Genomic DNA, 19,686 nt, shown 5'->3' with positions numbered 1-19,686 from the left:
TTGTTCTGATTGTATCTTACCGCAGAAAATGTCAAATGAAAAGCAGGACAGATAAAAAGATTCGCGTGTCGACTTATGCCCCTTTCTGTGATATGATAATCAAGAGATTATTATGAGCAGAAAGGGGCATTTTTTCGATGGCAGCAACATCTGAAAATAAGCCAAAACAATATATATCTGTCGGGATCCTGGCGCATGTGGATGCCGGAAAGACGACGCTTTCGGAAGGAATCCTTTATCTTACCGGTCAGATCAGAAAGCTTGGAAGAGTTGACCATGGAGATGCGTTTCTGGACATGTATACGCTGGAGAGAAGCCGGGGGATTACCATTTTTTCCAAGCAGGCGAATTTTGTGCTTGGAGACAAGCAGGTGACTCTTCTTGATACACCGGGGCATGTGGACTTTTCAGCAGAAATGGAGCGTACCTTGCAGGTTCTTGATTATGCAATCCTGGTTGTCAGCGGAGCGGACGGTGTGCAGGGACATACACGAACCCTGTGGAATCTTCTTGCAAGGTATCAGGTTCCGACCTTTATTTTCATAAATAAGATGGATCAGGACGGTACGGACAGACAGGACAGACTTACTGAATTAAAGCGGAAGCTCAGCGGAGAGTGTGTGGATTTTACAGAAGCGGGTGAAGAATTTCTGGAAGAGCTGTCTATGTGCGACGAGACGGTAATGGAAAGCTATCTGGAAAATGGAGAGATCACGGCGAGCCAGATTCAGACGCTGATCCGGGAACGAAAGGTATTTCCATGCTATTTCGGTTCGGCACTGAAGCTGGAAGGTGTGCAGGAATTACTGGACGGACTGGGAAAATACATGGACGGACCGGTAAGCGGGACGCATGCTGAAGAAGCATTTGGAGCGAAGGTATATAAGATATCCAGAGATTCACAGGGCAGCCGTCTGACACATGTGAAGATCACAAACGGAGTACTGAAGGTCAAAGAGATCCTGGAATATATGGCAGAGGAAGAACCTATGCAGGAGAAAGTTAACCAGATCCGGATTTATTCCGGGGACAAGTACGAGATGGTGCAGGAAGCAGAAAAAGGCTGTATCTGTGCTGTGACAGGACTTACCCGGACTTATCCGGGACAGGGGCTTGGGATACAGCAAGGTTCTTCGGCACCGATACTGGAGCCGGTTCTGAATTACCGGGTGGAGCTGCCGGAAGGCTGTGATGTACACCGGATGCTGCAGAATTTCAGGCAACTGGAGGAAGAAGATCCGATGCTCCGTGTAGTCTGGAATGAAGAGGCAGGAGAGATTCAGGTCCAGCTGATGGGCGAAGTGCAGACGGAGATTCTGCAAAGCCTTGTAAAAGAACGCTTTGACGTGGATATTTCTTTTGGAAGCGGGAATATTGTTTACAAAGAAACGATTAAAAATACAGTTGAAGGAGTAGGGCATTTTGAGCCGCTGCGTCATTATGCGGAAGTGCATCTGATACTGGAACCGGGAGAGCCGGGAAGTGGAATCTCGATCGATACGATCTGCAGTGAGGATGTGCTGGACAAGAACTGGCAGCGATTGATCCTGACGCATGTGCTGGAAAGAGAGCATCGGGGCGTTCTGACGGGATCGGTGCTTATTGATGTGAAGATCACACTTGCCAGTGGACGTGCACATCTGAAGCATACAGAGGGTGGAGATTTCCGCCAGGCTGTGTACCGTGCGATCCGCCAGGGACTGATGCAGGCAGAGAATGTACTGCTTGAACCGTATTATGCATTTCGTCTGGAAATTCCGTCAGAGATGACAGGCCGTGCACTTACGGATATTCAGCGGATGAATGGAGAATTTGACGGACCGGAGACGGAAGATGATATGGCTGTGGTCACCGGAAGTGCACCGGTGTCTGAAATGCAGGATTATCAGAGAGAAGTAACCACATACAGCAGAGGAAGAGGGAAACTGTTCTGTACGCTGAAGGGATATTTTCCATGCCATAACCAGGACGAGGTTGTAGAGGCGATTGGTTACGATCCGGAGCGGGATGTGGAGAATCCGACGGGCTCTGTATTCTGTGCTCATGGAGCAGGATATAATGTACCATGGCAGGAAGTGCCGGAACATATGCATATTGAGGCACAGCTTCCGAAGATCCTGGAAGAGCGGAAAAGGCTGGCAGGAGAGACAGAAAAAAGTCTGGATGAGACTGTACCGGTAAATTTACGCAAGGAGAAAAGCGGATCAGCAGAAGCAGCAGTCAGAGGCGGCAGGCATTATGCACGTAATGCCAGAGAAGACAGGGAACTGGAAGAGATTTTTATCCGGACTTACGGACGGGTAGAGCGAAAAGCCGATCGTCTTCCAAAGACTGTGACTGCAGGGAAAACGCCAAAAGCAAAGAAAGATGAAGAAGGCGTACAGGAATATTTGCTGGTAGATGGTTATAATGTTATTTTCGCATGGGATGATCTGAAAGAACTGGCAAAAGAGAATATTGAAGCAGCAAGAAATAAACTGATGGATGTGCTTTGCAATTATCAGGGGTTCAAGAACTATCCTCTGATTCTGGTATTTGATGCCTACAAGGTTGAAGGCGAAGCAATGGAAATCTTCAAATACCACAACATTCATGTTGTGTATACAAAAGAAGCTGAGACGGCGGATATGTACATTGAAAAGGTAGTACATGAAGTCGGAAGAAAGTATCATGTGACGGTAGTTACATCAGATGGTGTGGAACAGGTGATCACACAGGGACAGGGAGGTACGATCATATCTTCCCGGGAGTTCCTGGAAGAGGTGAAGATCGTGAACCGGCAGATTCAGGAAGAATGGGAGCTTCACAAAGAGAGTGCGAAAAATTATCTGTTCGATCATATGGACAGAGAGCTTGCCGGTCATATGGAAGAGGTCCGCATGGGCCGGAAAGAATTGGGTGAGAGAGCAAATGATCAATAAAGAGGAATTTCTGAAAACCTGTAATCTGACAGAGGATGACCTTACGGCTGCCCGGATTTCCTGGGAGGAGCTGACAGAGATCTATGAAGATTATATGTCAAAAACGAAATTGTTCCGTCATCTGGGAAAAGAATTTGTAGATGAATATATTTATGATATTGAGCGGGCAGGGATCCATTCCTACCGTTACAGAACCAAGAATCCAATGCACCTTCTGGAAAAGATCATCCGGAAGCGGAAAGAAAATTATGCAAAATTTGAACATATCAACAAATCGAATTACCACAAATACATCACAGATTTGATTGGTATCAGGGTTTTCTTCCTTTACCGGGAGGACTGGATCCATTTTCATAAGTTCATCACTTCGATGTTTGAAAATGATCCGAACAATTATGTAGAGGACAGGCTGCGGGATTTTGATGAGGATCCGGAGCACTGCTATATCGCAGAACGTCCAAAAGTATACAAGCGTTCCGGAGATACGAGGATTTATGACAGTACGCAGATTGAAGTGCGGACAGGCGGGTATTACCGTTCACTGCATTATATTATCAAGTATCACGGATACTATCTGGAAATTCAGGGCAGAACGCTTTTTGAAGAAGGATGGAGCGAGATTGACCATGATATTGTGTATCCGTATTACAAGGATGATGAGATGCTGACGGAGTTTTCCGGACTGCTGAACAGGCTTTCGGGAATGGCAGATGAGATGAGTTCGTATTTCAGAAAGATGAAAGAACTCAGAGAAGAAGAACCGGATAAAAAAATAAAGGATCTCTTATAAAAATTAAAAATATCATATCACGTTATGGGTGGTATCTTTTTGTAAACTATGTGCGGAAAGGTACATTCTTTTTTGATATTAAATGATTGGAAATTTGTTTATAATAATGAGAGCGTAGGGATAAAAAGAAAATACTTGCGTATAATTAGCCTAGATTATTCACGGCTATGCCGTGTGAAGTGCGTGTGAAAAAACTCTTGTTTTTTCACACGCCCTTTCTTTTTTTGACTTTTTTCAAAATCATCTGATATTCTCTGCTTTCCAAAATGTGATTAGTGAAAATGCATAAAAACAAAACTATAAAATTGTCAAAAATAACCAACAAGCACAAAATGTGTCCAAATTTGACAGTGAGAAAGGTCTAAAATGACAGAACAAGATTTAAAATTCAAGATAGAATCATATTGCAAACGAAAAAGAAACGTTAAAACAAAGAAAAATAATAAAAAAGCGAAAGGAGAAGCGTATGAAAACGCAATGTCATAATCCATATCTCCCGTTGTGGGAACATATTCCGGATGGGGAACCGCATGTGTTTGAAGACAGATTATATATATTCGGAAGTCATGATCTGGAGAATGGGAATGAATTTTGTGAGCAGGATTATGTATCATGGTCGGCACCGCTGGATGACCTGTCTGACTGGCGTTATGAAGGCGTGATCTACCGAAAAGATCAGGATCCATATAACGTAAATGTGCTTCCTTTATATGCGCCGGATGTAGTACAGGGGCGTGATGGAAGATATTACTTATATTATTGCATCAAATTCCAGGATTCCATCAATGTGGCTGTCTGTGATACGCCGGCAGGGCAGTATGAATTTTATGGACGTGTCCAGTACAAAGACGGTCAGGCGATGATGGAAAATCAGACCTATGATCCATCTGTGATCTGTACAGAGGAAGGAAATTTTCTGTATTTTGGATTTGCACCATGTATGATCAATATTCCGCGTTATAAAGACCAGGATCTGAAAGGCGGAAGCGTACTTCAGTTGGAAGACGATATGATCACCGTAAAAGAAGGACCGCAAGTGATCATTCCGAGTCTGAATTATGGAAAAGGAACTTCATTTGAAGGAAACGAATACTTTGAAGGACCATCTATTCGAAAAATAAATGGAAAATATTATCTGATCTATTCTTCCGTAAATACGCATCAGCTCTGTTATGCGATTAGTGACAGGCCGATGGAAGGATTTGAATTTGGCGGAGTCATTGTAAGCAATGGGGATGTCGGATACAACGGAAGAAAAGAAGAAGACAAACTGATGTCTGTTGGAAATAATCATGGTGGTCTGGTGGAGATAAACGGACAATGGTATATGTTCTATCACCGCCATACTTTCCTGAACCAGTATAATCGACAGGGATGTGCAGAAAAGGTGTATTTTGATGAGAACGGACAGATTCCGCAGGTAACGATTACGACAAGCGGAATGAATCCAGGACCTCTTTCCGGAGATGCATCTTATCCGGCAGTTTATTGTTGTAATCTGACGAATGGACACATGGGAGCATTGTCTTCCATTGGAAGAACCAACCAGGAAATCGATTTTCCTTATATGACGAGTGTAAATGAAGAACGTTATATCACGAACATTAAAGATGGAACGAGAATTGGATATAAGTATATCAATCTGGAAGAAACCGGAAAAATTGAAGTCGTTTATCAGACAGATGTTCCGGGTGAACTGGAAATTTACACAGAAGAGAATGGAGAAAGAAAGGCAGTTATTTCTTTGAAGCCATGTAAATGGTGGAAAACCGCTGAAACAGAAGTAACATTTACCGAAGAAAAAGAACTGTATCTGGTATACAAAGGGGAAGGTGTACTTTCTCTTTTGACATTAAATCTAAAAGGAAAAAGGAATTAAGGAGGAAGAAACATGAAAAACAGTAAACCAACATGGAAAGAGATTCTTGCATTTGCTGTCGGAGATGGTGGATGCAACCTGGTATGGACAACAATCGGTTCTTACCTGACATTATATTACACAGACAGTGTAGGACTTGCAGCAGCAGCGATTGGTACGATGATGCTTCTCACAAGACTTCTGGACGGAATTTCAGATCTGATCATGGGAAGCATTATCGACCGTACACATACCAAATGGGGAAAAGCAAGACCGTGGATCTTATGGACTGCAATCCCAATGGGACTTGGACTGGTTCTGATGTTCAGTGTACCGTCCGGACTGAGCAGCGGAGGAAAGATGGCTTATGCGGTCATTACCTATATCCTGATGGCAGTTGCTATTTATACCGCATGTAACCTGGCATATAATACACTGCTTTCACTGGAAGCACCGGATCCGAAAGACCGTGTAACAATGAGTTCTATCCGTTTCTTTGTTACAATGTCAGTGGTACTTTTCATCAACTACAACTGCAATAACCTGGTAGGAAAATTCGGATGGACCGGAATGGCAGTAATCTTTGGGGTAATTGCTACAATATTGCTTTTGATCACATTTGCAGGAACAAAAGAGCGTACACATGCAGAAGAAAATACTTCTAAGAAACAGGAAAACAAAATCAGTGTTGGAGAATCATTCAAACTTCTTTTCGAGAACAGATATTTCTGGCTTCTGACGGTTGTATTTGTTATCAACTATACAGTTCTTGGTGTAAATAACGGACTTCGTATTTATTATGCAAGAGATGTCCTTGGAAATGTAGGACTGATGGGAACACTTACATTATGCTTTATTTTACCAAAACTGATCGGTAACCTGATTTACCCTTACATCAATAAATTCCTCGGAAAATGGAAGAGCATGATGATCGGATATGCAATTGAACTTCTTGGTGTACTGATCATGGCATTTACAGGAACTTCTTTTACAACAGCAGTCATCGGACTTGTCTGCCTTGGAATCGGTGGAATTCCGCACAATGCAGGACTTTTCGCAATGGTGGCAGATGTTATTGATTATGGCGAGTGGAAGACAGGTGTCCGCCTTGATGGTATGACAAACTCTGTTACATCCTTTGGTATGAAAGTCGGAGCTGGTCTTGGATCCGCAATTGTTGGATGGGGACTTGCATGGGCTGCATACGATGGAAGTCTTACCGCACAGGGAATTGGTCAGGCAGCAGTTACCATTTCAGGAATCAAGACCGTATTTACAATGGTTCCTGCAGTTCTGATCATTATCGGAATGGTTGCACTGTTCTTCTGTAACCTGGATAAGATTTATCCACAGATTGCAAAAGGACTGGAAGAAAAAAGAGCGAACGAAAAATAGAAAATTTTAAAAATTACAGAGGATAGTCGTCAGGATTGGCGGCTATTCTTTGCGTATATATTTCAGTATGGGAGAAAATCCTGTATAATGATTTGTAAGAATGTTCAAGTATATTTTGAGGAGAAATGAACACAGGAGGTCCATATGCCACATTCAATTTATGAGTCAATAACAAATAATCAGAGCTTTCCTGTAAATATATTTGTTGCGCCAATTCAGAGCAGTACCTATCACTGGCATAATGAATATGAAATGATCGGAATATTAAAAGGGAGCATCTGGATGCAGGTGCAGTCGGAGCAGGTCAGATTAAAAAAGGGGGATATCTATCTGGTGAATCCGAATGTGATCCATGCGATAAAAGGAGTAGAAAATGAAGAAAATCTGTGTATGTTCGTGCAAATGAGCCGCGAGCTTTTGGCATTTGATGAGGAGGACAATAAAGAGGTACGGTTTTATCTTGACAGTACAGACGAGGAAGAGCCGGAAAAAGAATTCGCATATTTTTATAAAAAGATGGCTGAACTGGTATATGAATCTATGCGTGAGGACAGACATCAGGCATTTCGGATAAGGGCACAGGTGTGTACACTGATCGCAGATCTGTTTGATCAGGTTATTTATGATATCAGGTTTAAAGATGCAGCTGCACAGAACGATCAGGAACTGACGGTAAAGGCGATCACGCTTATGGAAGAACATATGGGAGAAGAAAAGGTAATGGATCTGGTATGTAAAAAGATCGGGCTCAGCCGTAAATCCCTGGACCGCAATCTGAAGACAACACTGGATCTGACCGGGAAAGAACTTCTGGAAAATCTGCGTATAGAGCAGGCGAAGAATCTTTTGAAGAATACAGATAAAAATATGAATTACATTTTGGATGCATGTGGATTTGGATCGGAAAAAACGTTTTACCGGGTATTCAGGGAAGAAACCGGGTTTACGCCGAAAGCCTTTCGTGAGAAAGGACAGGTGGAAGAATATGATGAGGCGCTGAAGGGTTATCTGAATTATGAGACTTCGGAGGTAAAAAGGATTTTGAGGGAGATTCTGAATGGATAAGAGAATGGACTGGAGAGAATACCGGCTGACTTATACAGAACGGGCAGAAGCGATTTTAAAGACATTATCACTGGAAGAAAAGATTTCACTGATGAGTGGATCAGAAATCCGTTCGGAAGTCCGGGGAGCAATCCGGAAAAAATTAAAAGTACACTATAATGAACATCCATATCGTGCAGGTGGTATAAAAGAGAAAGACATACCGGCAATGCTTTTTGCAGATGGAACGAGAGGTGTTGTATGCGGATGCAAAAAAGCAACATGTTTTCCGGTGGCGTCCATGAGAGGAGCAGCTTTTGACCCGGAGCTGGAAGAAGAGATCGGACGCGCCATTGCAGAGGAAGTTCTGGATGTTGGTGCAAACTTTTTTGGTGGCGTATGCGTGAACCTGCCCTATCATCCGGGATGGGGACGGGCGCAGGAAGTATATGGAGAAGATCCGTATCTTCTTGGCAGGATGGGAAGTGCACTGGTTCGTGGAGTACAGGAGAATGGCGTGATCGCCTGTGTCAAACATTTTGCTTTTAATTCTATGGAAAATGCAAGGTTTAAAGTGTCAATCGAATGTGATAAAAGGACAGAAAGAGAGATTTTTCTGAATCATTTCAAAAAGTGTATTGATGCCGGAGCAGGTTCTGTGATGAGTGCTTACAATCGGTATCAGGGAGCGATGTGTGGGGAAAATGAATATTTGCTCAGACAAGTGCTTCGGAATGAGTGGGATTTTGACGGATTTACGATCTGTGATTTTGTCTGGGGAGTGAAAGATACCGTTGCATCAGCTTCAAGTGGGCTTGATATTGAGATGCCGATCACACATTTTTATGGAGAAAAGCTTCTGGAAGCAGTAAGAGAAGGAGAAGTTACGGAGCAGACAATTGACGAATCGGCACTCCGGATCATCCGGACTTTACTGGCACATGAACATTTTATAGAAGAACACAAAAAAGAAGGAAGTTGTGATTACAGAAAGCATCAGGAACTTGCCCTGAGGTGCGCAGGAGAAGGAATTACGCTTCTGAAAAATGAAGATCAGTTACTTCCGATAGATTGTAAAAAGAGAAAGAAGATCGTAGTTTTGGGAAGTTACGCTGACAGAGAAAATATTGGTGACCGGGGTTCCAGTCAGGTCTACGCACCGTATGTGGTGACAATCCTGCAGGGAATTACGGAATATCCTTCCGATGCGGAAGTGATCTATTATTCCGGTGAAAGTGCATCTCATTGCAGGCGGCTTGCAAAAGAAGCAGATGTAGTTGTGATTGTAGCGGGAAATGATTATCTGGATGAAGGAGAATGTGTGGCAAATGAATCGGCAGATGTGACGGTTCAGAATGAGGGCGGTGACAGGACAGACTGTTTGGGATTAAAAGAGGAACATCTGAGAATCATTGATGCAGTCGGAAAAGTCCGGCAGGATGCAGTGGTGGTTCTGGTTGGCGGAAGCATGATCCTGATGGATGAGTGGGAAGATCAGGTCGGAGCGATATTGATGGCGTACTATCCGGGAATGGAAGGTGGAAAGGCAGTCGCAGATGTATTGTTCGGGAAAACGAATCCGGGTGGAAAACTTCCGTTTGTGATTCCGAAGAAAGAAGAAGATCTGCCGGAGATTGACTGGGATGCGGAAGAATTTCGATATGGTTACTATCATGGATATACACTTCTGAATAAAAATCACGTGGAGCCGCTTTATCCGTTTGGATATGGACTTTCTTATACGACATTTACGCTTGCCGATATGAAGGCGTGGAGAGATGAAGAAAATCTGTATGCATCTGTGATCGTGAAAAATACAGGGGAACGGGAAGGCAGCGAAGTTGTGCAGATGTATGTAGGAGCAGAAGAATCGAAAGTAGAAAGACCGGAGTATGTGCTTAAAGATTTCCGGAAGATATGGTTGAGTCGGGGAGAAGAAAAAGAAGTGAGACTGGTTTGTCCGATTCGGGAGATGGCATATTTTGATGAGGGTAGAAATGAATTTGTGACGGAGTGGTCAATTCCATATGAAGTGTATGTGGGAACGAGCAGTTTGAGAGAAGATTTGTGGGTAAGGAAAGTTTGAAAAAGGATGGGAAGTGGGAAGTAAGCATTGCTTACTTCCCACTTCCCGGTTATAATTAGAATAACAGAAATTAAGTCAGAAAGGATGGATTCAATGGAATATATAACATCTCTACAGGCAGCAGATAAATGGAATCTTTCAAAACGTCAGGTAAATGCGCTGTGCAAAAGCGGACAAATATATGGTGCAGTAAAAAAAGGACAGCGTTGGATGATACCGGAAGATGCCGTATATGAATCAAAAAGATCTGTTGAAAAACAGCCAGATCCAATTGGTGAAAAATACCTGAATCTTGGGAATGAAGGATTTTCCACCATCCGAAACAGTGAATATATTGACAAATCCGGTCTGATCGCATTTGTAAACCGTTGCCTGAATACGCCACAGAAGCTGATCTGTGTCAGCAGACCGAGACGTTTTGGAAAATCTTTTGCGACCAAGATGCTGTGTGCATACTATAGTAAAGGGTGTGATTCCCGTGAATTATTTTCGGATCTTGAGATTTCGAGGAATGCGACTTTTGAAAAATATCTCAACCATTACGATGTGATTTATCTGGATATTACTTTGTTTTTGTCTACAATGAAGCAGGATGATACGTTGGTAGAACAGATGGAGCGGGAAATCATAGAAGATCTGGCAAAAGCATATCCGGTAGTAAAAGGGCAGTCAAAGCTTCTGGATGCACTTTGTATGATTTACAAAATTACCGGAGAGAAGATAATCCTTATTATTGATGAATGGGATGCTATGTTCCGCGAGTGCAAAGGAAAAGAGACAATTCTGGATTCTTATATTTTACTGCTTCGTTCCCTGTTCAAGAGTAGTCTGACAGACCAGCTTTTTGCAGGCGTCTATATGACTGGTATTTTACCGATCAAGAAGTACGGACACGAATCGGCAGTCAGTGATTTTTATGAGTATACGATGGTAGAACCAAGTCCCCTGCAGAAATATATTGGATTTACCGAAGAAGAGGTACAGTATCTCTGCCAGAAATATGAAAAAGATTACCGGGTGATGCGGCAGTGGTATGACGGATACTATGTCGGAGGAATCCATGCGTATAATCCAAAGTCCGTTATGGAATCAATTCTTCGGAATAAATACAGCAGTTACTGGACAAAAACGGAGACTTATGAAGCACTCAGAGATTATATTGACCTGAATTTTGATGGTCTTAAAGATGCTGTGATTGATATGCTTGGTGGAGCGACCTGTGAAGTGGATACGGGTTCCTTCCAAAATGATATGACTTCCATGAAAAGCAGAGATGATGTGCTTACTTTGCTGATTCATCTCGGATATCTGGCGTACAATGAAGATGACAGGACGGTATTTATTCCAAATGCGGAAATCCGGCAGGAGTTTATCCGTGCTATTAAAAATGGAAACAGACAGGAGCTTAGGAAAGCGGTGATCCGTTCGGACAATATCCTGGAGGCGACCTGGAAAAAAGATGGCGAAACAGTAGCAGACATTATCGATGAAATTCACGACGAGGATACAGCAGAAATTTTCTATAATAATGAGCAGGTACTTAGATCGGTTGTAAAAATGGCATATCTGAGCAGTAAGGATTATTATACAAAGATGGAAGAACTTCCGGCAGGAAAAGGAATTGCAGATATTGTATTCTATCCAAAAGTAGGAAGTGAGAAACCGGCAATTATTGTAGAACTGAAATGGAATCAGACGGAAGAGGCTGCGCTTGCTCAGATAAAGAAAAGAAATTATCCGAAGAGTCTGAAAGAATATCATGGAGAAGTACTGTTAGTAGGAATTAATTACAAAAAAGCAACGAAAGAACATACCTGTAAAATAGAAGAGATTACTCTTTAATCAGGCATTTATGGAGGAAGAAAACCATGCGATTTCTTCATTTATCAGACCTGCACCTCGGCAAGCGTGTGAATGAATTTTCCATGCTGGAGGATCAGGCATATATTTTAAAAGAGATACTGAACATTATCGACGAGCAGAAGGTGGAAGCGGTTCTGATCGCGGGCGACATTTACGATAAGGTGATTCCGTCTGCAGAAGCGGTGCGGCTTCTGGATGATTTCCTGACAAGGATAGCCGCGCGGGAGCTGCCGGTGTTTCTGATCAGTGGAAACCATGATTCTGCAGAAAGAGTTGCTTTCGGTTCAAGACTGATGAGCAGCAGACAGATCTATCTTTCACCGGTATTTGAGTCGGATGTAGAACCGATAACGATAAGTGACCGGTACGGTGAGATCCATATTTACATGCTTCCATTTGTGAAGCCGTCCCTGGTAAAAAGAGTGTATCCGGAAGAAGAGATCATCACCTATCAGGACGCAGTAAATGCGGCGGTGCAGCATATGCAGATCGACACAGACAAACGAAATATCCTACTTGCGCATCAGTTCGTGACCGGTGCGGCAAGGTGCGATTCGGAAGAACTGTCAGTGGGTGGTCTGGATGATGTGGACGCTTCGATATTTGACGGATTTGATTATGTGGCACTTGGACATCTCCACGGACCGCAGAAGATTGGGAAAGAGACAGTGCGGTATTCCGGAACGCCACTCAAATATTCCTTTTCCGAAGCTAACCAGAAAAAGGCAGCAGTCATTGTGGATGTAGAAGAAAAAGGAAAGATAAATATTCAGCAGATCCCGCTTGTGCCGAAGCATGATATGCGGGAGATCAGAGGAACTTACATGGAAGTGACTGCGCTGGATTTTTACAAGGATATGAAAACGGACGATTATCTGTATATTACGCTGACCGATGAAGAGGATATTCCGGATGCAATCGGGAAACTCAGAACGATTTATCCGAATATCATGAAGCTGTCTTATGACAATCTGCGGACAAGAGCGGCAGTGACGGTGAGAGGAACGGCAGAAGTAGAAGAGAAATCTCCGATGGAGCTTTTAAAAGAGTTCTATGAGCTTCAGAACAACCAGCCGATGACGGATGAGCAGGAAGAGATTGCCAGAGGAATGATGGAAGAGATATGGGAGGATGAAAGATGAGACCGATAAAACTTACGATTTCTGCATTCGGACCGTATGCAAAAGAGACAGAGATCATTCTGGATGAACTTGGAGAGCGGGGGCTTTATCTGATAACCGGTGATACCGGTGCCGGAAAGACCACGATTTTTGATGCGATTGCATTTGCGCTTTACGGGGAGGCAAGTGGAAATGAGAGAGAGCCGGGGATGCTGCGCAGCAAATATGCGGATCCGAAGACGCCGACCTTTGTAGAACTGGATTTCCTGTATCAGGGGCAGATTTATCATATCCGGAGAAATCCGGAGTATATGCGTCCGAAGGACAGGGGCGAGGGCATGACGCTGCAAAGAGCGGATGCGGTACTGGAATTTCCGGATGACAGGCTTCCGGTCACAAAGGCAAAAGAGGTCACAAAAGCAGTGACAGAACTGATCGGTCTTGACCGGGGACAATTTACCCAGATTGCAATGTTGGCGCAGGGAGATTTTATGAAGCTCTTGTTTTCAAAAACGGAGGAGCGCAGCAAAATTTTCCGGGAGATTTTTCATACCAGGCCGTATCTTGCATTTCAGGAAAAAATGAAAAATGCAAGCAGCAAAATGCAGGAACAGTACGAGGATGTCAGTAAAAGCATTTTGCAGTATATGAAGGATATCAGCTGTGATGAGGATGACGTGCTTGCTGCGGATGTGAAAAAGATCCGGGAGAGCAAAGCAGTGGTTCATGCGGACAAGGTTCTGGAACTTTTGGAAACTCTGACGGATCAGGATGCAGATTCGGTGAAAGAAAAGAAGAAGAATTTAACGAAAATCGAGAAAGATCTGGAAGAGCTGAACCAGAGAATCGGAAAGGCAGAGGCAGTAATCCGTGCGAAAAAGGAACTGGAAAAAGCAGAGCAGACGATAGCAGAGAAGACACCAACGCTGGAAGAACTGGAAGTGGCGCTGAAAGAAGAACAGAAAAAAGTGCCGGAAAGAGAACGTCTGGCAGAAGAGATTGGAAAGAGGCAGGAAAAGCTTGCAGAGTATGACGAGCTGAAAAAGCTACAGAAGCAGATTAAAGAGCTTGAAAAACAGATTGAGATATTAAAGGGCCGGGAAAGCCAGTATCAGGAAAAGAAAGCGCAGATGCAGGCGCAGCTGGAACAGAAAAAGAATTTACTGGAACAGCTGAAGGATGCGGAAATTAAAGTTCTGAAAGTTACAGCAGAACAAAAAGAGGTTTCAGTAAGAAAAGAAGCGGCAGAAGACATTCTTATTCAATATAAAAGATACCAAAGACAGAAGAAAAGTGTGGAAGAGGCGCAGAAGGCGTATCTTGTCATGCAGGAGGAATGTACAGAGCGAAAGACACAGCTTGCCTGGATGGAGAGGGCATTTCTGGACGAGCAGGCGGGGATTCTTGCAAAGGTTCTGAAAGCGGGAGAGCCGTGTCCGGTGTGCGGATCGATTCACCATCCATGTCCGGCACAGATGACGGAAGGTGCACCGGAAAAAGAAGAGCTTGAAAAATACCGGAAAGAGACTGCCGATGTGGAGAAAAAGACGAATGATGCGAGCCTTAGCGCAAATGCAAAACTGGTTCAGTTAAAAGCGTTGGAAGAAGAAATCAAAAAGAGTGTGAAAAGTTTTGACAGCAGCATACAGGAAGAAGAGATTGAAAAATCGCTGACGTTCATCGGACAGCAGATGAATGCACTCGGTGAGGCAGAAAAGGACTTACGGAAAAAGCTGGAAGTAGCTAAAGAAGCAGTGGCAGATAAGCAGAAGCTGGAAACAGAGATTCCGGAACTGGAGCAGATGCAGAAAAAGCTTCAGGAGGAGGAGCAGGAGCGAAAGAATCAGCTCCTTGTGTCTGAGAGGGATAAAGCAAATATAGAAGAGCAGGCTGTGAAGGTGCGTGGCAAACTGGAATTTCCGGAGAAAGCGGAAGCGGAGCAGAAGATCAAAGAGCTGGAAAAGCGGAAAAAAGAGATGGATAAGAATCTGGATGTCGCCCAGAAAGCGTTTCGGGAATGCAGCCAGACGGTGGAAGCAGCGAAGACGAAGAAGAAAACGCTGGAGAAGCAGATCGCAGGCAATAAAGAGACTGATATGGAAGAGCTTGTACAGGCGCGGCAGGAAGTATCGGGGGCGAAGAAAGAACTTCAAAAGCAGATGGATACGTTGAAGATTCGCTATGAAACGAATCAGAAAATCCTGCATGAGATTGATAAGCAGAGTGCGAAACTTCTGGAGCTTGAGCGGAACTGGACACAGGTGCGCGAGATTTCCGATACGGTAAATGGAAAGATCAAAGGCGGATCCAAAGAAAAGATCAAGTTTGAGACCTACATCCAGACAAACTATTTTGACCGGATCATTGCCCGTGCAAATACAAGATTTATGGTGATGAGCGGCGGACAGTATGAGCTGAAAAGGCAGACAAATACCGATGACCGGAAGAGTCAGAGCGGACTGGAACTGAATGTGATCGATCATTACAATGGTTCCGAGCGAAGCGTGAAGACGCTTTCCGGTGGGGAATCCTTCAAAGCTTCTCTTTCGCTGGCACTTGGACTTTCCGATGAGATCCAGGCATCGGCAGGAGGGATCCAACTGGATACCATGTTTGTCGATGAAGGATTCGGCTCGCTGGATGAGGAGTCGCTGGAACAGGCGATGAAAGCACTGAACGGTCTTACTGAAGGTAACCGTCTGGTGGGAATCATTTCCCATGTGCAGGAACTGAAGCTAAGAATTGATAAACAGATCGTGGTAACAAAAGAAAAAGCAGGTGGCAGCAGAGTGGAACTTAAGACTGACTGATCTGCATAAGGATAGAGAAGGAGGGAGTTGAAAATGGCAGATATTTATGGAATGCTGGATGAACTTCAGCACCGGGCGGCAAAAGAAGAGGACATAAAAGAAAAGCTTCTTGCAACCAGAAAAGAAGAAGAACCGTTCAGTGCATTTTGCAGAGTATGCAGGGAGCTTGGTTATGAGATTTATGAAATGGAGCTGATCTGTGCCGGAGAAGAATTTCATGCTGAGATGAAGCGGAGCACCAATGGAGGTGGGGAAAATTCACCGAAACTGGAAGGAGAAGATGATTTTTATGAGCTGTTTTTTGCAGGACTGGAGCAGAAGGAAAATAAAAATCTAAGTGAATAAAAATGCCAGGAAGAAAAGGTTTCATCTTTCAGATATACAGTAAATATGTTAAGATAAGTACAGACTATTCATAAAATATGCAAGAATATACAATTTGAAAGAGCGAATATAAAAGGAAAAAGGAGTAAAAATCATGCCAGTTTTTGATTTTAAACACACACCAGATGAAAAAAAGGCCCCGGAATGTACTTATACAACATTCCGCTCGAATGAGACAGAAGCGACAGCGGAGAAACCGATGCTGGTTCTTGATAACAGCAACCGGAAATGGAAACACCATTCCTGCGGTGTTTTCACAAACCCGATCAAGAAGACATCCTTTGAGTTTGATGAAGAGGATGGAACTGTAAGCGCGGATATTCTTCAGATTGATGCGAGATTTGTCAGCCTGATCAAATGGCTGGGCGAGAATCATATCAATGTCCGTCTTTCCGGTGAAAATCGTGCGGATGGCTATGCAGTATACAAGATCCGTGAGATCGCATTTGGTGGAGCAACCAAGCTTTCAGCTGAAGATGGTTTCCTGCAGTTCATGATCGAGCGTCTTTTCGCAAGCAGTGCACCGACAGAAGAAGCAGTGGATGAGGAAATGGAAGAGGACGGCGACAGCATGAAGCTGACAAGCCTGCAGAGTATCACCGATTTTATGAACTGTGCAGGAAGAACCCTTCCGGACAATATCCGTCTGTGGGCAAGAAGAAACCTTGCTGTTGCAAGATCACACGAAGTGTCTCCGGAAGAAAGAAGACATGCGCAGAGAGCTCTTTCAATCATGATGAATATTCAGTGGAAGAGCAATTATTTTGAATCTATTGATCCGGATGAGGCAAGAAGAATCCTGGATGAAGAGCTTTACGGAATGGAACGTGTCAAACAGAGAATCATCGAAACGATCATCCAGATCAACAGAACGCACACTCTTCCGGCGTATGGAATCCTTCTGATCGGACCGGCTGGAACCGGTAAATCGCAGATCGCTTATGCAATTGCACGTATCCTGAAGCTTCCGTGGACAACTCTGGATATGAGTTCCATTAACGATCCAGAACAGCTTACAGGAAGTTCCCGTGTATATGCCAACGCAAAACCGGGTATCATTATGGAAGCATTTGCAGCGGCAGGAGAATCCAATCTGGTATTTATCATCAACGAGCTGGATAAAGCGGCATCCGGAAAAGGAAATGGAAATCCGGCGGATGTACTGCTTACTCTCTTGGATAACCTTGGATTTACAGATAACTATATCGAGTGTAATGTTCCGACAGTTGGTGTATACCCAATCGCAACTGCTAATGAAAAGGATCAGATCAGTGCGCCGATCATGTCCCGTTTTGCGGTTATTGATATTCCGGATTACACACCGGAAGAGAAGAAGATCATCTTCTCAAGATTTGCACTTCCAAAGATTCTGAAGAGAATGAGCCTTCGTCAGGATGAGTGTACAGTGACAGATGATGCCCTGGATGTGATCATTGAACTTTACTCCCATACATCAGGAATCCGTGATCTGGAGCAGGCGGCCGAGCACATTGCAGCAAATGCACTGTATCAGATCGAGGTGAATCATGTAAAAGAAGTTGTATTCGATGGGGAGGCAGTGAGAGCATTGCTTTCATAAGAAAATTGAAATAGGGTATGGGTGACTTTGCACTATGGAGATGAGATCCAGTCAATTGTGGAAGCCATTGCTGACACAATTGACGGTTTCGGGAGCTCATCGGAATGTCCAGTGCAACGGAACCCGTACCCTATGTTTCTTTTCTGGCGGTGCTTATCATTCTACCCCTGTCTATAATAACTCAGGAAATCAGAAATTTTTTCCACAGCTTCTTTCAGAACTTCAATTCGTGGCAGATATACCACCCGGAAATGGTCCGGCTGCTTCCAGTTAAATCCACTTCCCTGTACGATCAGGATCTTCTTATCCTGCAGCAGATCCAGTGCAAATTTTTCATCATTTACAATATTGAACTTCTTCACATCGATCTTTGGGAACATATAAAATGCAGCCTGCGGTTTGACGGCAGTGATTCCCGGAATGTCAGTCAGTGCCTTGTAAATATATTCGCGCTGTTCGTAAATACGTCCGCCCGGAACAAGATAGTCGTTGACGCTCTGATTGCCCCAGAGAGCAGTCTGAACAACAGACTGTGCCGGAACATTGGAGCAGAGACGCATATTGGAAAGCATCTTGATTCCTTCGATATAATCTTTTGCGATTGCTTTATTTCCGCTGAGAACCATCCAGCCAATACGGAATCCGGCAATCATATGGGATTTGGAAAGTCCGCTGAAAGTGACGCAGAACAGATCCGGTGCCAGTGAAGCAATGGAAATATGTTCTTTTCCGTCCATAACAAGGCGGTCATAAATTTCATCTGAGAAAATGATCAGGTGATGTTCCCTTGCGAGATCAACAATTTTCTGCAGAACCTCTTTCGGATAAAGTGCTCCGGTCGGGTTGTTCGGATTGATGATTACAAGAGCTTTAGTACGGTCTGTGATTTTACGGCGCATATCTTCGATGTCCGGATACCAGTCAGACTGTTCATCACAGATATAATGAACGGCTTTGCCGCCGGCAAGTGTGGCACAGGCGGTCCACAGAGGATAGTCTGGTGAAGGGATCAGGATTTCATCTCCGTTGTCAAGAAGAGCTGACATACACAGGTTGATCAGTTCGCTGACACCATTTCCGGTATAAATGTCATTGATTGTGACATTCGGCAGCTTTTTGATCTGGGAGTACTGCATGATCGCCTTCCGTGCAGAGAAAAGTCCCTGAGAAGGAGAGTATCCTTCGCAGTCGGAAAGCTGCTGGCTCATATCATAGATGACTTCGTCCGGTGTGCGGAAACCAAATGGAGCCGGATTACCGATATTGAGCTTCAGTACGTGGGTACCGCGTTCTTCCATACGGGCAGCTTCTTCAACAACCGGTCCACGGACATCGTATAATACATTATCGAGTTTGGATGATTTTTTGAACGAATACATACTGGAATCTCCTGTACTGTTTTTATTGGATTGTTTTGACTCTTTGGTAACAGAGAGCGATTGTTTTTCGCTTTCTGTGTCTGAAACAGGTTTTGCTGAAGAAGCCCCGGACGCAGCTGAAGCGGTCCTTCGGGCAGAGCTGGTTTCCTGACTGTCACCAAGAAGCCAATCTGGATCTACCTGAAGTGTATCTGCAAGAAAATGAAGAATGTCATTTCTTGGAATAGTTTTTCCGCTTACGTATTGGCTTACATGGCTTTTTCCTAATTTCACATTGCTCTGTGCGGCTTTATGCACCAGATCAATTTGTTTCATGTTCTGTACTGTCATTGCTTGTTTTAGTCTATCCGAGAAAGTTGTCACTGGAAAATCTCCTTTCAATAAAAAAAGTTCAATTTCAACATAATTAACGATATGGTTCAAAACTTAAAGAGATTATATCACTTTGAAAAGAAA

12 protein-coding genes are annotated in these 19,686 nt (G+C 43.8%); 11 read left to right on the top strand and 1 reads right to left on the bottom strand.

The annotated features are described in order from the left end of the window. Nucleotides 1–137 precede the first annotated feature (137 nt). The 11 genes from PGR14_RS04430 (at nt 138) to PGR14_RS04380 (ending at nt 17,851) form a co-directional block, all read left to right on the top strand. Nucleotides 138–2,921 carry a translation factor GTPase family protein gene (locus tag PGR14_RS04430; protein WP_270223050.1) on the top strand — a complete coding sequence of 928 codons (2,784 nt, stop codon included), beginning with the start codon at nt 138–140 and terminating at the stop codon, nt 2,919–2,921. Further along, the gene (locus PGR14_RS04425) at nt 2,911–3,711 is read left to right on the top strand and encodes a GTP pyrophosphokinase (RefSeq protein ID WP_270223049.1); all 801 of its coding nucleotides are present in this window, start codon (nt 2,911–2,913) and stop codon (nt 3,709–3,711) included. The genes PGR14_RS04430 and PGR14_RS04425 overlap by 11 nt, the downstream gene beginning before the upstream one ends. Nucleotides 3,712–4,177: 466 nt before the next feature. Further along, complete coding sequence (locus PGR14_RS04420) at nt 4,178–5,590, top strand: family 43 glycosylhydrolase (RefSeq protein ID WP_270223048.1); 1,413 nt, start codon at nt 4,178–4,180, stop codon at nt 5,588–5,590. 12 nt (nt 5,591–5,602) lie between these two features. Further along, nucleotides 5,603–6,964 (top strand): MFS transporter, encoded by a 1,362-nt coding sequence (locus tag PGR14_RS04415; protein ID WP_270223047.1) that lies wholly within the window; start codon nt 5,603–5,605, stop codon nt 6,962–6,964. A 144-nt stretch (nt 6,965–7,108) separates the two neighbouring features. Further along, nucleotides 7,109–8,029 carry a helix-turn-helix domain-containing protein gene (locus tag PGR14_RS04410; protein WP_270223046.1) on the top strand — a complete coding sequence of 307 codons (921 nt, stop codon included), beginning with the start codon at nt 7,109–7,111 and terminating at the stop codon, nt 8,027–8,029. After that, nucleotides 8,022–10,094, top strand: a complete 2,073-nt coding sequence (locus PGR14_RS04405; RefSeq protein ID WP_270223045.1) for a beta-glucosidase family protein — start codon at nt 8,022–8,024, stop codon at nt 10,092–10,094. Before PGR14_RS04410 ends, PGR14_RS04405 begins: the two co-directional genes overlap by 8 nt. 93 nt (nt 10,095–10,187) lie before the next feature. Continuing rightward, nucleotides 10,188–11,936, top strand: coding sequence for an AAA family ATPase (locus tag PGR14_RS04400; protein WP_270223044.1), 1,749 nt, complete (start codon nt 10,188–10,190; stop codon nt 11,934–11,936). A gap of 26 nt (nt 11,937–11,962) precedes the next feature. Beyond that, nucleotides 11,963–13,099: an exonuclease SbcCD subunit D gene (locus PGR14_RS04395; RefSeq protein WP_270223043.1), complete on the top strand. Its 1,137-nt coding sequence runs from the start codon at nt 11,963–11,965 to the stop codon at nt 13,097–13,099. Next, complete coding sequence (locus tag PGR14_RS04390; protein ID WP_270223042.1) at nt 13,096–15,888, top strand: AAA family ATPase; 2,793 nt, start codon at nt 13,096–13,098, stop codon at nt 15,886–15,888. The genes PGR14_RS04395 and PGR14_RS04390 overlap by 4 nt, the downstream gene beginning before the upstream one ends. Before the next feature lie 33 nt (nt 15,889–15,921). After that, nucleotides 15,922–16,233: a hypothetical protein gene (locus PGR14_RS04385; RefSeq protein ID WP_173688294.1), complete on the top strand. Its 312-nt coding sequence runs from the start codon at nt 15,922–15,924 to the stop codon at nt 16,231–16,233. Nucleotides 16,234–16,366: 133 nt separating this feature from the next. Next, nucleotides 16,367–17,851, top strand: a complete 1,485-nt coding sequence (locus PGR14_RS04380) for an AAA family ATPase (protein ID WP_173688293.1) — start codon at nt 16,367–16,369, stop codon at nt 17,849–17,851. Nucleotides 17,852–18,012: 161 nt separating this feature from the next. Here the strand turns inward: PGR14_RS04380 and PGR14_RS04375 are convergent, their stop codons facing one another. Next, the gene (locus PGR14_RS04375; RefSeq protein ID WP_270223040.1) at nt 18,013–19,545 is read right to left on the bottom strand and encodes an aminotransferase class I/II-fold pyridoxal phosphate-dependent enzyme; all 1,533 of its coding nucleotides are present in this window, start codon (nt 19,543–19,545) and stop codon (nt 18,013–18,015) included. Nucleotides 19,546–19,686: the final 141 nt, after the last annotated feature.

This window comes from Coprococcus sp. AF99-45 (genome assembly GCF_027663865.1).
In the GTDB taxonomy this organism is placed as follows: Bacteria; Bacillota; Clostridia; order Lachnospirales; family Lachnospiraceae; genus Allocoprococcus; species Allocoprococcus comes.
The sequence above is the reverse complement of the archived record's forward strand: the minus strand, read 5'-3'. Positions and strand labels throughout refer to the sequence as shown.

What these genes read in the sequence shown, in the direction of transcription:
- PGR14_RS04430 (WP_270223050.1), top strand. Translation starts at nt 138, where the DNA reads ATGGCAGCAACATCTGAAAATAAGCCAAAACAATATATATCTGTCGGG.
- PGR14_RS04425 (WP_270223049.1), top strand. Translation starts at nt 2,911, where the DNA reads ATGATCAATAAAGAGGAATTTCTGAAAACCTGTAATCTGACAGAGGAT.
- PGR14_RS04420 (WP_270223048.1), top strand. Translation starts at nt 4,178, where the DNA reads ATGAAAACGCAATGTCATAATCCATATCTCCCGTTGTGGGAACATATT.
- PGR14_RS04415 (WP_270223047.1), top strand. Translation starts at nt 5,603, where the DNA reads ATGAAAAACAGTAAACCAACATGGAAAGAGATTCTTGCATTTGCTGTC.
- PGR14_RS04410 (WP_270223046.1), top strand. Translation starts at nt 7,109, where the DNA reads ATGCCACATTCAATTTATGAGTCAATAACAAATAATCAGAGCTTTCCT.
- PGR14_RS04405 (WP_270223045.1), top strand. Translation starts at nt 8,022, where the DNA reads ATGGATAAGAGAATGGACTGGAGAGAATACCGGCTGACTTATACAGAA.
- PGR14_RS04400 (WP_270223044.1), top strand. Translation starts at nt 10,188, where the DNA reads ATGGAATATATAACATCTCTACAGGCAGCAGATAAATGGAATCTTTCA.
- PGR14_RS04395 (WP_270223043.1), top strand. Translation starts at nt 11,963, where the DNA reads ATGCGATTTCTTCATTTATCAGACCTGCACCTCGGCAAGCGTGTGAAT.
- PGR14_RS04390 (WP_270223042.1), top strand. Translation starts at nt 13,096, where the DNA reads ATGAGACCGATAAAACTTACGATTTCTGCATTCGGACCGTATGCAAAA.
- PGR14_RS04385 (WP_173688294.1), top strand. Translation starts at nt 15,922, where the DNA reads ATGGCAGATATTTATGGAATGCTGGATGAACTTCAGCACCGGGCGGCA.
- PGR14_RS04380 (WP_173688293.1), top strand. Translation starts at nt 16,367, where the DNA reads ATGCCAGTTTTTGATTTTAAACACACACCAGATGAAAAAAAGGCCCCG.
- PGR14_RS04375 (WP_270223040.1), bottom strand. Translation starts at nt 19,545, where the DNA reads ATGAAACAAATTGATCTGGTGCATAAAGCCGCACAGAGCAATGTGAAA.